Origin of the sequence: Palleronia sediminis (assembly GCF_004358695.1) — a bacterium.
Lineage (GTDB): Bacteria > Pseudomonadota > Alphaproteobacteria > Rhodobacterales > Rhodobacteraceae > Palleronia > Palleronia sediminis.
This window is the reverse complement of record NZ_SNAA01000003.1, coordinates 173,012-187,474: the sequence shown is the minus strand read 5'-3', so window position 1 is coordinate 187,474 and position 14,463 is coordinate 173,012. Positions and strand designations below refer to the sequence as shown.

At 70.3% G+C, this 14,463-nt stretch carries 13 protein-coding genes; 3 read left to right on the top strand and 10 right to left on the bottom strand.

What is annotated here, in order from left to right; translation table 11 throughout:
* Positions 1 to 28 precede the first annotated feature (28 nt).
* From E2L08_RS04665 to E2L08_RS04635, 7 genes are all read right to left on the bottom strand, one after another.
* Entirely contained in the window at positions 29 to 850 is an 822-nt protein-coding gene (locus tag E2L08_RS04665) for an amino acid ABC transporter permease (RefSeq protein ID WP_133395897.1), read from the bottom strand.
* A 129-nt stretch (positions 851 to 979) separates the two neighbouring features.
* Positions 980 to 1,768, bottom strand: a complete 789-nt coding sequence (locus E2L08_RS04660; protein ID WP_133395896.1) for a transporter substrate-binding domain-containing protein — start codon at positions 1,766 to 1,768, stop codon at positions 980 to 982.
* A gap of 27 nt (positions 1,769 to 1,795) precedes the next feature.
* A complete protein-coding gene (locus E2L08_RS04655) occupies positions 1,796 to 2,878 on the bottom strand; it encodes a HesA/MoeB/ThiF family protein (RefSeq protein WP_133395895.1) in 1,083 nt (360 codons plus the stop codon).
* Complete coding sequence (dut, locus tag E2L08_RS04650) at positions 2,878 to 3,339, bottom strand: dUTP diphosphatase (RefSeq protein ID WP_133395894.1); 462 nt, start codon at positions 3,337 to 3,339, stop codon at positions 2,878 to 2,880. Before dut ends, E2L08_RS04655 begins: the two co-directional genes overlap by 1 nt.
* Positions 3,336 to 4,526, bottom strand: a complete 1,191-nt coding sequence (gene coaBC, locus E2L08_RS04645) for a bifunctional phosphopantothenoylcysteine decarboxylase/phosphopantothenate--cysteine ligase CoaBC (protein WP_133395893.1) — start codon at positions 4,524 to 4,526, stop codon at positions 3,336 to 3,338. The genes dut and coaBC overlap by 4 nt, the downstream gene beginning before the upstream one ends.
* A gap of 81 nt (positions 4,527 to 4,607) precedes the next feature.
* A complete protein-coding gene (locus tag E2L08_RS04640) occupies positions 4,608 to 5,423 on the bottom strand; it encodes a ChaN family lipoprotein (RefSeq protein ID WP_133395892.1) in 816 nt (271 codons plus the stop codon).
* Between the two features lie 7 nt (positions 5,424 to 5,430).
* Positions 5,431 to 6,309, bottom strand: a complete 879-nt coding sequence (locus tag E2L08_RS04635) for an RNA polymerase factor sigma-32 (RefSeq protein ID WP_133395891.1) — start codon at positions 6,307 to 6,309, stop codon at positions 5,431 to 5,433.
* Positions 6,310 to 6,528: 219 nt separating this feature from the next.
* Between E2L08_RS04635 and E2L08_RS04630 the strand changes: the two genes are divergently transcribed.
* Positions 6,529 to 8,040 carry a YifB family Mg chelatase-like AAA ATPase gene (locus E2L08_RS04630; protein WP_133395890.1) on the top strand — a complete coding sequence of 504 codons (1,512 nt, stop codon included), beginning with the start codon at positions 6,529 to 6,531 and terminating at the stop codon, positions 8,038 to 8,040.
* Here the strand turns inward: E2L08_RS04630 and gshB are convergent.
* From gshB to rsmI, 3 genes are all read right to left on the bottom strand, one after another.
* Positions 8,037 to 9,002 (bottom strand): glutathione synthase, encoded by a 966-nt coding sequence (gene gshB, locus E2L08_RS04625; protein ID WP_133395889.1) that lies wholly within the window; start codon positions 9,000 to 9,002, stop codon positions 8,037 to 8,039. The genes E2L08_RS04630 and gshB overlap by 4 nt on opposite strands.
* A 64-nt stretch (positions 9,003 to 9,066) precedes the next feature.
* The gene (locus E2L08_RS04620; RefSeq protein WP_240758113.1) at positions 9,067 to 9,498 is read right to left on the bottom strand and encodes a YraN family protein; all 432 of its coding nucleotides are present in this window, start codon (positions 9,496 to 9,498) and stop codon (positions 9,067 to 9,069) included.
* Complete coding sequence (rsmI, locus tag E2L08_RS04615) at positions 9,495 to 10,343, bottom strand: 16S rRNA (cytidine(1402)-2'-O)-methyltransferase (protein WP_133395888.1); 849 nt, start codon at positions 10,341 to 10,343, stop codon at positions 9,495 to 9,497. Before rsmI ends, E2L08_RS04620 begins: the two co-directional genes overlap by 4 nt.
* A 78-nt stretch (positions 10,344 to 10,421) precedes the next feature.
* On the opposite strand from rsmI, the gene E2L08_RS04610 reads away from it, so the two are divergent.
* Together E2L08_RS04610 and E2L08_RS04605 are read left to right on the top strand one after the other, a co-directional pair.
* Positions 10,422 to 11,612, top strand: coding sequence for a penicillin-binding protein activator (locus E2L08_RS04610; protein WP_133395887.1), 1,191 nt, complete (start codon positions 10,422 to 10,424; stop codon positions 11,610 to 11,612).
* Positions 11,572 to 14,403: a [protein-PII] uridylyltransferase gene (locus tag E2L08_RS04605; protein WP_133395886.1), complete on the top strand. Its 2,832-nt coding sequence runs from the start codon at positions 11,572 to 11,574 to the stop codon at positions 14,401 to 14,403. The genes E2L08_RS04610 and E2L08_RS04605 overlap by 41 nt, the downstream gene beginning before the upstream one ends.
* The last annotated feature ends 60 nt before the right edge of the window (positions 14,404 to 14,463 follow it).

The window sequence follows — 14,463 nt, the reverse complement described above, 5'->3', positions numbered from 1 at the left end:
GGGTCATCTCCTGTTGGTCCTGTCGCAGCTAAGTATCCGCGCGCCGCTTCGCCAGCCTGCGCTCGAGCCGGCGGATCAGCAGCGACAGCCCGATGGTCATGACGAGATAGATGTAGGCGACCACGTTATAGGTCTCGAAATAGCGGAAATTGCCCGCCGCCGTGACCTTGCCGAGCTGCGTGATATCGAGAACGCCGACGACCGAGACGAGGCTGGAATCCTTGATCATGGCGACGAAATCATTGCCCAGCGGCGGCAGGATCGTGCGCAGCGCCTGCGGCAGCACGATATGGCGAAACCGCAGCCACGGCCCCAGCCCCAGCGCCTTGGCGGCCTCGACCTGTCCCACCGGGACCGCGGCGAGGCCCGCGCGGAACACCTCGGCGATAAAGGCCGAATAGCCGATGACGAGCGCCATGATCGCCCGCCAGATCAGCGGGAAATCGCGGGTCAGCGCCGGCTCGAACCCGACCAGCGCCGCGATCTCGTTCCAGGCCGCGACCGCCGCGGGCGCCACGACGAAGGCGCAGTACAGCAGCAGCACGAGGATCGGGATGCCGCGCACGATCTCGACATAGAACCGCGCCGCCTGCCGCAGGATCAGCGACCCCGAGCGCGAGGCCACCGCCAGCCCCAACCCCAGCAACGTGGCCAGCGAGAACGACACGACCGTGACGAAAAGCGTGATCCCCGCGCCCCGCACCAGCGTCGACAGGATCTGCGAATAAAGCGCGTCCGACCCGATGCGCCACAGAAAGAACAGGCCCAGCGCGATCGCGGCATAGAGCCACCATGGCCGGTCGCCGGGCGGGCCGCCATCGGGTGTGGAACGGGGAACCGGCCCGGTCATGGCGACGGGGCCGGTATGAAGGTCAGGTCAGGGATCACGCGGCACCCTCCGGGGCGGAACGGTCGGCGCGCCGCGCCCCGCCTTCTCTGTTTCCCGAAATACTCCCGCCGGAGGCGAGGGCCGCAGGCCCTACTGGCCCAGCGGCGTCTCGACGAACCAGATCCGGTCGAGATCGTCCATCGTGCCGTCGGCCTTCATGGCGGCGATGGCGGCGTTCATCGGCGCGACCAGGTCCGAGCCCTTGGGAAAGATGAACCCGAAATCCTCGGTGCCCAGCGGCTCGCCCACGATCTCGAGCGCGCCGTCGGCGCTGTCGACATAGCCCTGCGTGGCCGTGGAATCGGTCAGCGCAAGATCGACGTCACCCACCCTAAGCGCCTGCACCGCGGCGCCGAAGGTCTCGAACTGGCGCATCCGCGGGTTCTGTTCGTCGCCGTCGAGCACGTCGTAGATGCCGACGTAAAAGGGCGTCGTGCCGGGCTGGGCGCCGATCAGCAGGTCGGTATCGGCGGCAAAACTTTCGGCATCGTCGAACCGGTCCTCGCCCGACCGCACCAGCATCCGCATCTCGGATCGCATGTAGGGGTCCGAGAAATCGACCACCTCGGCGCGGTCTTCGCGGATGGTGATGCCGGTCATGCCCATGTCGTATTCGCCACCCGAGACGGCGGGAATCATGCCGTCCCAGCTCGTGTTCTGGAACACGGGGGTGAAGTTCAGACGCTCGGCCATCTCGGCGATGGCGTCGTATTCCCACCCGACCGCGTCATTCGTGCCCGGACGCACGTATTGCAGCGGCGGATAGGCGTTCTCGACCGCGATGGCGACCTCGCGGCCGCCGAGGTCGGGCAGATCCCGCGCGGCTGCGGGAAGGGCCGCTGCCGCGGCGAGGGCGGCAAGGAAAGTGCGGCGGATCATGGGGCGTCCTCCTGGAATTGTCCGGCGTCACACAACCTCATCGCGCCGCGCGCTGCAAGCGTCGCCGGGCGCGCCGCCTCCGCAGACGGGGCAACCGGGGCGCGGCGCGATCCTCATCACCCGGTGATCGGCATGAAGCGCGTCGTGGATCGCGAGCCGCCCGCGCAGCGTCGTGCCGGCGCCGGTCAGCTCCTTGACGGCCTCGGCCGCCATCATCGTGCCGAGGATGCCGGGCAGCGGCCCCAGCACCCCCGCCTCGGCGCAGGTCTGGTTCATCCCGGCCGCCGGGCGGTCGGGAAAGACGCAGGCATAGCAGGGCGTGCCGTCGGCGGGGGCGAATACCGAAAGCTGCCCCTCCCATTGCGACAGCGCGCCCGAGATCAGCGGCACGCCCCGCGCGGTGCAGGCGCGGTTCACCCGGTAGCGCGTATCGAGATCGTCGCAGCCGTCGAGGACCAGATCGTAATCGGCCACGAGATCGGCCGCGATCTCGTCGGTGAGGCGGCGGTGATAGGGGCGCACGGTGACGTTGGGGTTGAGCTCGCGCATCGCCCGCTCGGCCGAGAACACCTTGGGCAGGCCCACGCTCGCGTCGCGGTGGATCACCTGCCGTTGCAGGTTCGTCAGCTCGACCGTGTCGTCGTCGATGACGCCGATGGTGCCCACGCCCGCCGCCGCGAGATACAGCATCGACGGCGCCCCGAGACCCCCCGCGCCGACGACGAGGACTCGCGCCTGCTTCAGCCGCTTTTGCCCCGGCCCGCCGATCTCGCGCAGGATGACGTGGCGGGCATAGCGGTCGAGCTCGCCGGGCGCGAACTCGCCCGGCCGCGTCTCGGGGGGGCGGTTCTCGGGCCGGACGCGTGCGCGCAGCCGGTCGAGCCCCACCCGGTAGGCCGCCACGAGCAGGCCCAGCGCGCCCAGAACCAGCCATTCGCCGGGCGAGCCGCCCAGCGCCTCGCGCAGGGGGGTGCCGGGCGGCAACACCACGTTCAGCGCGACGACCACGACATAAAGCAGCCCCAGCGCGATGGCCCGCGCCTGCGCGGGCCAGCCGAGCTTGCCGCCCGCGAACCATACCCCGGCGGCGAGGATCAGGACGAGAAGCATCAGCCCTCCCCGGTCGAGCCGAACCCGCCGGTGCCGCGCTCGGACGCGTCCAGCGTCTCCACCTCGGTGAACTCGGCCCGCGCGACGCTGGCGAAGACCGCCTGCGCGATGCGCGACCCGTGGGCGATATGGACCGGCTCGGTGCCGAGATTGACCATCAGCACCCCGATCTCGCCGCGGTAATCCGCATCTATCGTGCCCGGCGAATTGACCAGCGTCAGCCCGTGTTTCAGCGCCAACCCCGAGCGCGGCCGGACCTGCATCTCGGTGCCCTGCGGCAGCTCGACGCAAAGCCCGAGCGGGATCAGCGCCCGCTCCATCGGGGACAGCGTCAGGCCCGCCGCGCGGTCGTCCGGGGCAAGGTTCGCGCGCAGATCCGCGCCCGCCGCGCCCGGCGTTTCGTATTCTGGCAGTGCCACCGCCGGGTCGGCGGTCTCGCTGCGCTTGACGGAAATCTTCATGCCAATGCCTCCGCGATCCTGTGGGCGAGCTTGCGCGCGATCTCGGCTTTCGGCGCGCGCGGCCACTCCTCGACCCCCTCGGGCGTCAGCAGGCGGACGGCATTCTCGGCCCCGCCCATGATCCCTGTCGCGGGCGAGACATCGTTGGCCACGATCCAATCGCAGCCCTTGCGCGCGAGCTTGGCGCGGGCATTGGCCAGCACATCATCGGTTTCGGCGGCGAACCCCACGACAAGCCGGGGGCGGTCGGGCGCACGCGACAGGGTGGCGAGGATGTCGGGGTTTTCCGCGAACTCGAGCCGCGGCGCGCCGTCCGGCCCCTTTTTCATCTTGTGCGCGCTGGCATTGGCGACGCGCCAGTCGGCCACCGCCGCCGCCAGAACCGCCGCATCCGCCGGAAGCGCCCGCGTCACCGCGTCCTGCATCTCGGCGGCGGTCTCGACCCGGATCGCGTCGACGCCGGGGGGCGGCGGTACTTCGGCCGGGCCGGTCACGAAACTGACCCGCGCGCCAAGCCCCGCCAGCGCTGCGGCGATGGCCGCGCCCTGCGCCCCCGACGAGCGGTTGGCGATATAGCGCACCGGGTCGATCGGCTCGTGCGTTGGACCCGAGGTGACGATGACGTGCCGCCCGGCAAGCCGCCCGCCGCCCAGACGCGCGCGGATCGCATCGAGGATCTCGGAAGGCTCGGCCATGCGGCCGGGGCCGTATTCGCCGCAGGCCATGTCGCCCGTCCCGGGACCGACGACGGCGATGCCGTCCTGCCGCAGCGTGGCGAGGTTGCGGCGGGTCGCGGCGTGTTCCCACATGCGCACGTTCATCGAGGGCGCGATCAGGACCGGCGTGTCGGTCGCCAGCAAAAGCGTCGAGGCCAGGTCGTCGGCATGGCCGCCCGCCATCTTGGCCATGAGATCGGCCGTAGCCGGCGCGACCACCAACAGGTCCGCCACGCGCGAAAGCTGGATATGGCCCATCTCGGCCTCGTCGGTCAGATCCCACAGGTCCGAAAAGACCCGCTTTCCGGCCAGCGACGATACCGAAAGCGGGGTGACGAACTCGGCTCCCGCGCGGGTCAGCACCGGCGTCACCTCGGCCCCTTCGGCCCGCGCGCGGCGGATCAGGTCGAGCGACTTGTAGGCCGCGATCCCGCCTCCGACGATCAACAATAGATGCTTGCCTGCGAGCATGGGGCCCCCGTGTGCCGCCGCTGCGTCACGGCGCGGGGCGGACCCTAGGCCGCTGCGCGCGCCAAGCCAAGCCGCCCCGCCCTATCGCAGCGGCGCGCAGGGATCGACGGGCCGCTCCGGCGGGGCCTCGGTCACGAGCCACGCGTCATAGGGCGGCGCATCCTCGGGCGGCTCGGTGAACTGTCCGATGGCGGTGATCGAGATCTCGGGCAAAGCCTGCCGCACAAGGGCCGGAACGCCGCGATCGCGCCGCGCATGGCCGTTGCCGGTGACGATGGCCACCGGGTGCTGCCCCGCCTCGAACGCGGCCACGGCGGCGGCGGCCAGTGCGGCATCGCGCAGGCGCTGCGCCTCGACCATGCCGGGCAACGCCGTCTCGGGCAAAAGGTCGCAATGGGCGGCGGCAATCTCGGCCGTCATCCCGGCCAGGGCGTCCCGCGGCAGCGCGCGGTCGAGCCCGAAGCGCGCCGCCCCAGTCCCGAACGCTGCTGCCGCGCCCCCGTCGAGCGCCCGACGAAGGTCGTCCCGCGCGACCTCGGCCCCGTGGATCGTGGCCCCCACGTCATGCGCCGCGGCAAAGACGGGCGCGTAGATCGCGAAATCGGGCCAGCCGCGCGCGCTCCACTCCAGCCGCGCGGCCAGGGCGTCCGCGGGCTCGCCCGCATGGCGGGTCGCCACCGGCCCAAGCGCCTCGGGCAGCATCTCGAACACCACCGCACCCGCGCCCATGCGGCGAATCAATTCGGCCTGGTTGCGATGATGCGCCGGGGCGTCGTGTTCTTCGCCCATGACGACGATCTGCGCATCGAGGGGGATCGCGTCGGCCGCGGTCTCGGAAAACACCGCGGGCGCGACCCCGAACAGGATCGCGCCGCACAGTGCCGTGAGCCGGAGCATGCCGGGCTCAGGAGAGGAAATTATGCACCTCGGCGCATTGGTTCTCGAGCTGCTTGCGCATCTTGCCGAAGGCCGCCGCCTCGAGCTGGCGCACCCGCTCTTTCGAGAGGCCCAGCTCGGTCCCCAGCGATTCCAGCGTCCGGGGCTGGTCGCGCAGCTTGCGTTCGCGGACGATGAACCGCTCGCGGTCATTGAGATTGCCCATCGCCTCGACCAGCCAGATCCGCAGCGTGTCGATATCCTTGTTGTGTGTCACGGTCTCGTCGGCCCGCGCGCTGTCATCCTCGAGCGCGTCGATCCACTGGCGGCCCTCGTCCTCGGTCGACTGCGTGGCGTTCAGCGAGAAATCGGACCCGGCCAGCCGTCCTTCCATCATCTCGACGTCGTGGAGCGGCACGCCCACCTCCTTTGAGATCATCTGGCGCATGGTCTGCCGGTCGAGCCGTTCGCCGCGCGACGCCGCCTCGCGCTCGAGCCGGGCCTGAACCCGCCGCATGTTGAAGAACAGCGATTTCTGGCTCGAGGTCGACCCGGTGCGCACCATGGACCAGTTGCGCATGACATAATCCTGGATCGAGGCCTTGATCCACCAAACCGCATAGGTCGAGAACCGCACGCCGCGATCGGGGTCGAACTTGTCCGCGGCCTTCATCAGCCCCAGCCCGGCCTCTTGCACAAGGTCGTTCATCGGCGCGCCGTACCGCTTGAACTTGGCGGCCATCGAGATCGCGAGACGCATGTAGGCCGTGATGAGCCTGTGCAGCGCCGCCTCGTCCCGCTCGTCGCGCCAGGCATAGGCCAGCCGCAGCTCGGTCTCGGCATCGAGAAGCTCGGCCTGCATCGCGCGCCGTGACAGTGTCTGATCGGAAAATCCGTCGAAAGCCATGTTCTAACCCCTTGGGTCTCGCCGACCGTTGCCCGGCCGCTTTTTCACATCCCTGAAGGTCAAGACGGCGGGCGTCGCGAAAAGTTCCCGCGCCCGGTTGCAATTTCTGCGACGCGGTCTAGCCCGCCCCGCGCGAAAATCGGTGCGACCGCGTTAACCGCCGGGAAAGGGCGCCGGGGCCATGTTGGCGATGCGTTCAGAAAGGATGCCGCCCGCGCCATGGTCACACGCGCCTATACCGTCGCCTTCGAAGGAATCGAAACCCGGCTGGTCGAGGTGCAATGCGCCGTCTCGGCCGGTCTGCCGGGATTCTCGATCGTGGGGCTGCCCGACAAGGCGGTGAGCGAGGCGCGCGAACGGGTACGCGCCGCGCTTCAGTCGCTGGCCATCGCGCTGCCCTCCAAACGGATCACCGTGAACCTCTCGCCGGCCGACCTGCCGAAAGAGGGGTCGCATTTCGATCTGCCCATCGCGCTCGCCCTGCTGGCCGCGCTGGAAATCGTCGCGCCCGACGCCGTCGAAGAGACGCTGGCGCTGGGGGAATTGTCGCTCGACGGGCGGCTCGATCCCGTGCCGGGCGCGCTGCCCGCGGCGATGCGCGCCGCCGAGGATGGGCGGACCCTGCTCTGCCCCCGCGGATCGGGCGCCGAGGCGGCCTGGGTCGAGGCCGCGCGCGTCATCGCCCCGCCGACGCTGATGGCCGCGATCCAGCATTTCACGGGACAGGCGCCGCTCGACGCCGCGACGCCGGGCGAGGTGGCGACCGGCCCGGCCGCGCCCTGCCTTTCCGAGGTGCGCGGGCAGGAACGCGCGAAACGCGCGCTCGAGATCGCGGCCGCGGGGCGCCACCACATCTTTCTCTGCGGCACGCCCGGCTCGGGCAAGTCGATGCTGGCCCAGCGCCTGCCGGGCCTGTTGCCGCCGCTGTCGCCCGTCGAAGCGCTCGAGACCTCGATGGTCCACTCGCTTGCCGGGCTGCTGGACGAGGGCGGGCTGTCGCGCAGCCGCCCCTTTCAGGAGCCGCATCACACCGCCTCGATGGCTGCGCTGGTGGGCGGCGGCAAGGGGGCCAAGCCCGGCCAGATCAGCCTTGCGCATAACGGGGTGCTGTTCATGGACGAGTTTCCCGAATTTGCCCGTGCCGTGCTCGAGACGCTGCGCCAGCCTATCGAGACCGGCGAGGTGGTGATCGCTCGGGCCAACGCCCATGTGCGCTATCCCTGCCGATTCCTGCTGATCGCCGCGGCCAATCCCTGCCGATGCGGATACCTGCCCGACGCGAACCGCGCCTGCGCCCGCGCGCCGGTCTGCGGGGCCGATTACATGGCGCGGGTGTCGGGGCCGCTGCTCGACCGGTTCGACATCCGCATCGAGGTGCCGGCCGTCGACCTGGCGGAGCTCGACCGCGCACCGGGCGGCGAACGGTCCGCGGCCGTGGCCGCGCGGGTCGCTGCGGCCCGGCAGCGCCAGGCCGCGCGCTATGCCGGGGCGCCCGGCATCCGCGTGAATGCCGAGCTTTCGGGCGCGCGGCTGGACGAGGTCGCGTCACCCGATCCCGAGGCCCGCGCCATGCTGCTGAAAGCGGCCGAGAAGTTCGGGCTCTCGGCGCGGGGGTTTCACCGCATCCGCCGCGTCGCGCGCACGATCGCCGATCTCGACGGATCCGAGGCGGTGCGCCTGCCCCATGTGGCCGAGGCGATCTCGTTCAGGATCAGCTTTGCTCCGGGCTAGGGGCGCGACGACGCCTTGCCCGAGGCCCGCCTCGCCTCGATGACCTCCCAGATACGGCCGGCGATATCGGTGCCGTCGAACCGCTCGAGCTCCTGCAGGCCGGTGGGCGAGGTCAGGTTGATCTCGGTCAGATAGGCGCCGATCACGTCGATCCCGACAAAGATCTGCCCGGTCTCGCGCAGCCGCGGTCCGATCGCCGCGCAGATCTCGAGATCGCGCTCGGTCAGCGCGGCCTTTTCGGCCCGTCCGCCGACATGCATGTTCGACCGGGTCTCGCCGGTGGCCGGGACGCGGTTGATGGCCCCCACGGGTTCGCCGTCGACGAGGATGATCCGCTTGTCGCCCTCCTGCACCGCGGGCAGGAATTTCTGGGCGATCAGAGGCTCGCGCGAGATCCCCGCGAACATCTCGTGCAGCGAGGCGAGGTTGCCGTCGCCCTGCCCGAGCTTGAACACCCCCGCCCCGCCATTGCCGTAGAGCGGCTTGAGGATGATGTCGCCATGCCGCTCGCGAAAGGCGCGCAACCGGTCGAGATCGCGCGCGATCATGGTCGGCGGGATGAGGTCGGGAAATTGCAGGACGAGCAGTTTTTCGGGGAAGTTGCGCACCCAGAACGGATCGTTGACGACCAGCGTTCCGGGCGCCAGCAGGTCGAGCAGATGGGTGGTGGTGATATAGCCCATGTCGAAGGGCGGGTCCTGGCGCAGCCAGACCACGTCCATCTCGGACAAGTCGCGCATTTCGGGCGTACCGAGCGCGGCATGGTCGCCCTTGACGCGCTGAACGCGGAGGGTGCTGAGCGCGGCGCAGACCCGGCCCTCGTCCCATGTCAGCCGGTCTGGAGTGTAGTAGAACAATTCATGCCCGCGATCCTGCGCGGCTTCGGCCAGGCGGAACGTGCTGTCGGCGTCGATGTCGATCGGGCCGATGGGGTCCATCTGAAAGGCGATCCTGAGCGTCACGCGCGCATCCTTCGGTCGGGGTGGTCCGGCCAGATGTGGCGCGGCAGGACGCCGGAGGCAACCGCTACATCAACGCGTTCTCGATGACCTCGATCCGGCCGGCGCCATCGACCAGCGCGACCTCGACCCGCATCTCGGTGGCGAGCCCGTCCGACAGCCGGGCAACGTATTCCTCGCAGGCGGTGCCGATCCGGCCCAGCTGACGCGCCGACAGGCTTTCGGCCGCACGGGCATGGCTGGGCGCCGACTTGACCTCGACGAAGACGATCGCATCACGGTCGCGCAGGATCATGTCGACCTCGCCCGCCTTGCCGCGCCAGCGCCGTTCCAGAACCTCGCAGCCGCGATCGACATAGCGGCGCGCCACATGGTCCTCGGCCGCGCGACCGGCCTCGAAATTGCGGGCGCCGCGCAGGCGCCGGGCGCGTCGGGCGGGTTCGACCGGGCGCATCCACGGCATCGCCGCATCGTTCAGGGCCTGTGCCGTCGCAATCATTCCCCGGTCTCCTTTCCCAGTTCGAGGGCGCGCTGATAGACATCGCGCCGCGGCACGCCCAACGCCTCGGCGACGAAACGGGCGGCATCCTTCACACTCATGTCGCGCATTGCGGTGCGCAGCGCGGTATCGACATCGCCCGAATCGGGCCCGCCGCGGGGGCGGTCGACGACGATCACGATCTCGCCTTTCGGTGCCACCTCCCGCACCCCTTCTGTTAGCACATCCAGCCGCCCCTGTCGCACCTCTTCGAACTTCTTGGTTAACTCCCGGCAGATCGCCGCCTCGCGATTGCCGAGCTCGTCCAGCATCGCCGCAAGGCTCTCGGCGCATCGGCGCGCGGTCTCGAAAAAGATCAGCGTGGCGGGCACCTGCGCGAGATCGCGCAGCATCCGGCGCCGGTCGCCATCCGCCGCCGGGAGGAACCCCGCGAACAGGAACCGGTCGCTCGGCAGTCCCGACAGGCTGAGCGCGGCCAGCGGCGCCGACGGCCCCGGCGCGGTGGTCACGAGCCCGCCCGCCGCGCGCACGCCGCGCGCCAGCGCATAGCCCGGATCGGCCACCAGCGGCGTTCCCGCATCCGACGCAAAGGCGACCGAACGGCCCTCGGCCACGGCGGCCTCGATCCGGGGGCGCATCGCCGCGCCGTTATGGTCGTGATAGGGCAGGATCGTGCGCCCCCGCAGCGCGATGCCGTGGATCTCGAGCAGCTTGCGCAGCACGCGTGTATCCTCTGCGGCCAGGATGTCCGCGTCGCGCAGGATATCGAGCGCGCGCAGCGTGATATCGCGGGCGGCGCCGATCGGCGTGGCCACGAGATAGAGACCGGGCGCGAGCCCGCTCATTCGTCCTCGGACGATTTACAGATTTCCGGCAAGCGCCTAATGTCCTTCCTGCAACCTTCGCCCGGAGACGACCCCCGAATGTTTGACCGCCTGCCCGCGATCCGCAAGTCGGCGCGCCGCCTTGCCGCAAGTCTCGCCGCCGTCGCCGCCATCGCGGCCTGCGGCCCCCTGCCCTCGCTGGGCGGTCTCGGCGGCGGCGCGGGCGGCGGAACCGGTCCGCGGATCGACGCGTCGGCCCCGGTGCCCGTGGCGCTGCTGGTGCCCAAGGGCGAATCGGGCGGCGGCGGGGTGATCGGGCAGGCGCTCGAGAACGCGGCGCGGCTGGCGGCCACGAACCGCATCGATCTGCGTGTCTACGACACCGGCGGCAACCCGTCGAGCGCGGCCGGCGCGGCCAGCCGCGCGGTCTCGGAAGGGGCGCAGATCGTGCTCGGGCCGCTCTACACCCAGACGACCACGGCCGTGACGCAGGCGCTCCAGGGGCAGAACGTCAACATCGTGTCGTTTTCGAACAACACCGTCGTTGCGGGCGGCAACGTTTTCATCCTCGGGCAGACATTCGCCGACACCGCCCAGCGGCTGAGCAGCTTTGCCCGCCGGCAGGGACGCTCGGCGGTGGCCATCGTGCATGGCGACGACCTGGCCGGGCAGACCGGGCGCGACGCCATCGCGGGGGCGGTGCAGGCCGCGGGGCTGCGCGTGGCGACGGTGCAGGCCTATCCGCTGTCGCAACAGGGGATCACCGAATCCGGGCCGCGCATCGCGCAGGCCGTCACCTCGTCGGGTGCCGACGCCGTGTTCCTGACCGCGGGCGTCAGCGCCGACCTGCCCCTCATCGCGACGGCCCTGCCCGAGAACGGGGTCAGCCCCGGCGCGGTGCAGTATCTCGGCCTGACGCGCTGGAACTCGGCGCCGCAGGCGCTGGCGCTGCCGGGGCTTCAGGGCGGGCTCTTCACCCTGCCCAACCAGGGCGCGGTCGCCGCGTTCGAGGCACGCTACCGCGCGGCCTACGGCACCGATCCGCATCCGCTGGCCGGGCTCGGCTTCGATGCGGTCGCGGCGGTCGACGCGCTGATCGCGACCGGCAACCCGATGGCACTGACCTCGGGGGCGCTGACGCGTCCGGGCGGCTTCAACGGCGCCTACGGCGCGTTCCGCCTGCTGCCCGACGGCACCAACAACCGCGCCCTCGCCGTCGCCCAGGTCGCCAACAACCAGGTGCAGATCCTTGACCCCGCCCCCTCGGGCTTCGGCGGCGCCGGTCTCTGAGACCGCCGGCCCCGACGACGCCCACCGCCTTCCGTCGGAACTGATCTGCCCGCCCCCGACGCTGTTCGACGGCGCCGAGGTGCGCGCGCGGATCGACGCGGCGGCGGGGCCGGACGCCGATGCCGCCGCCATCCGCGCCGCCGCGGTGTTGGTCCTGCGCGAGGTGCAGGGCACCGCCCGCGCGAGGATCGCCGCCGCCTTCGCCGAACGGCCCCGCGCGGCGCGCCCAACCGTCTCGGCCTATAGCTGGCTGACCGACCGCATCGTCGAGACCGTATTCGCGCTGGTGATCGACCGCCTGCATCCCCGGCCCAACGCCACCGCCGGCGAGCGTCTCGCGATCCTCGCCGTGGGCGGCTACGGCCGGGCCGAGATGGCGCCCCATTCCGATATCGACCTGCTGTTCCTGACCCCGTGGAAGATCACTGGCTGGGCGGAGAGCGTGATCGAATCCATGCTCTACATCCTGTGGGATTTGCGGCTGAAGGTCGGCCATGCCAGCCGTACCATCCCCGATTGCGTCCGGCTGGGGCGCGCCGATTTCACCATCCGCACGGCGCTTCTCGAACACAGGTTTCTCACGGGCGACGGGGCGCTGGGCGCCGAGCTGCACGAAACCCTCTGGTCCGAGCTGTTCTCGCCCGAGAGTCACGGCGAATACATTGCCGCCAAGCTCGAGGAACGCGCCGCACGCCATCGCAAGCAGGGCGGCCAGCGTTACGTGGTCGAGCCGAACGTGAAAGAGGCCAAGGGCGGGCTGCGCGACCTGCAGACGCTGTTCTGGATCGCGAAATACGTCAACCATGTGCAGGATGCGGGCGATCTCGTGGGGCTCGGCACCTTTACCCGCGACGAGTTCGACAGCTTCGTCGAGGCCGAATCCTTCCTGCTTGCGGTGCGCTGTCACCTGCACCTCGTCACGGGACGCGCGATGGACCAGCTCACCTTCGACCTCCAGGTCGAGACCGCCGCGCGCATGGGCTATGTCGACAAGGGCGGGCGCCGCGCGGTCGAGCACTTCATGCAGGATTATTTCCGCCACGCCACGCGGGTGGGCGAGCTTACGCGCATCCTGCTGACCGCGCTCGAGGCCGACCACAAGAAAGAGGCGCCGCCGCTCGAGGGGCTGTTCCGGCGCCGGCGCAAGCTGCGGCCGGGCTACGCCATCCGCCACAACCGCCTGACCGTCGAGGACCCCGAGGCCTTTCTCGCCGACCCGGTCAACCTGCTGCGGATCTTCGACGAGGCGCTGCGCACCGGCTACCTGCTGCACCCCGACGCGATGCGGCTGATCGCGGCCAATCTCGGCCGCATCGACGACGGCGTGCGCACCACCCCCGAGGCGATCCGCATCTTCTTCGACATGATGCTCAAGCACGGCAATCCCGACCGCGCGCTGCGCCGCATGAACGAGCTCGGCGTGCTGGCGGCCTTCCTGCCCGAGTTCGAGCCCATCGTCGCGATGATGCAGTTCAACATGTATCACCACTACACGGTGGACGAACACACCATCCAGTGCCTCCACCACCTCAGCCGGATCGAGGCGGGCGAGCTGGCCGAGGAACTGCCCTATTGCACTCGCATCGCGGCCGGGGGCGGGATCAACCGGCGCGTCCTGCATCTGGCGCTGCTGCTGCACGATATCGGCAAGGGCCGGGACGAGGATCACTCGGTTCTGGGGGCGCGGATCGCGCGCAAGGTGGCGCCGCGGCTGGGGCTGGGGCGCGCCGATGCCGAGACGGTCGAATGGCTCGTGCGCTATCACCTGCTGATGTCCGACATGGCGCAGAAACGCGACCTGTCCGATCCGCGGACGGTGCGCGACTTCGCCAAGGCGGTGCGCACGCGCAAGCGGCTCGACATGCTCTTCGTCCTGACGGTCTGCGATATCCGCGCCGTCGGGCCGGGCACCTGGAACAACTGGAAGGCACAGCTTCTGCGCGCGCTCTACAGCGAGACGGCCAATGCGCTCGAGAACGGGCTCGAGGCGCTCAACCGCGAGACCCGCGGCAACGAGGCGCGCCGCCGCCTGCGCGAGGCGCTGGCCGATTGGGACGGCCGGGCACTGCGCGTCGAGACCGGGCGCCACTACCCGCCCTATTGGCAGGGGCTCGACACCGAAAGCCATGTCGCCTTCGCGCGGCTGCTGCGCGACATCGACAATGACGGCATCCGGCTCGACATCGAAGAGGATCGCGACCGCGACGCCACCCGCATCTGTTTCGCCATGGCCGATCATCCGGGCATCTTCAGCCGGCTGGCCGGGGCGCTGGCGCTCGCGGGCGCGAACGTGGTCGATGCGCGCACCTATACCTCCAAGGACGGCTATGCCACGGCGGTGTTCTGGGTGCAGGACGGGGAAGGCCACCCCTATGACCGCGACCGCATTCCGCGCCTGCGCCGCATCATCGACGACACGCTGCGCGGCGAGGTCATCGCCCGAGAGGGGCTGCGCGACCGCGACCGCATCAAGAAACGCGAGCGCGGGTTCCGCGTGCCGACCACCATCGCCTTCGACAACGAGGGCTCCGAGATCTACACCATCGTCGAGGTCGATACGCGCGACCGCCCCGGATTGCTCCACGACCTGACGCGGGTGCTGGCCGCCGACAATATCTCGATCGCCTCGGCGGTGATCGCCACCTATGGCGAGCAGGTCGTCGATACCTTCTACGTCAAGGACATGTTCGGCCTGAAACTCTATTCCGACAACCGCCAGCGCACGCTCGAACGCAAGCTGCGCGCCGCGATCGAGGACGGCGCGCGGCGCGCGGCGGCCGAACCGGCCTGAGCCTGCGCGCGGGGCCTTGCGCGCCCCCGCCGCCCCGCCGCATAGGGGGCGGACAATCGC

Bases quoted from the DNA above. Each gene is read 5' to 3' on its own strand.
- E2L08_RS04630 (WP_133395890.1), top strand. From the start codon at position 6,529: ATGGTCACACGCGCCTATACCGTCGCCTTCGAAGGAATCGAAACCCGG.
- dut (WP_133395894.1), bottom strand. From the start codon at position 3,339: ATGAAGATTTCCGTCAAGCGCAGCGAGACCGCCGACCCGGCGGTGGCA.
- E2L08_RS04620 (WP_240758113.1), bottom strand. From the start codon at position 9,498: ATGATTGCGACGGCACAGGCCCTGAACGATGCGGCGATGCCGTGGATG.
- E2L08_RS04655 (WP_133395895.1), bottom strand. From the start codon at position 2,878: ATGCTTCTCGTCCTGATCCTCGCCGCCGGGGTATGGTTCGCGGGCGGC.
- E2L08_RS04660 (WP_133395896.1), bottom strand. From the start codon at position 1,768: ATGATCCGCCGCACTTTCCTTGCCGCCCTCGCCGCGGCAGCGGCCCTT.
- E2L08_RS04665 (WP_133395897.1), bottom strand. From the start codon at position 850: ATGACCGGGCCGGTTCCCCGTTCCACACCCGATGGCGGCCCGCCCGGC.
- rsmI (WP_133395888.1), bottom strand. From the start codon at position 10,343: ATGAGCGGGCTCGCGCCCGGTCTCTATCTCGTGGCCACGCCGATCGGC.
- coaBC (WP_133395893.1), bottom strand. From the start codon at position 4,526: ATGCTCGCAGGCAAGCATCTATTGTTGATCGTCGGAGGCGGGATCGCG.
- E2L08_RS04640 (WP_133395892.1), bottom strand. From the start codon at position 5,423: ATGCTCCGGCTCACGGCACTGTGCGGCGCGATCCTGTTCGGGGTCGCG.
- E2L08_RS04635 (WP_133395891.1), bottom strand. From the start codon at position 6,309: ATGGCTTTCGACGGATTTTCCGATCAGACACTGTCACGGCGCGCGATG.
- E2L08_RS04610 (WP_133395887.1), top strand. From the start codon at position 10,422: ATGTTTGACCGCCTGCCCGCGATCCGCAAGTCGGCGCGCCGCCTTGCC.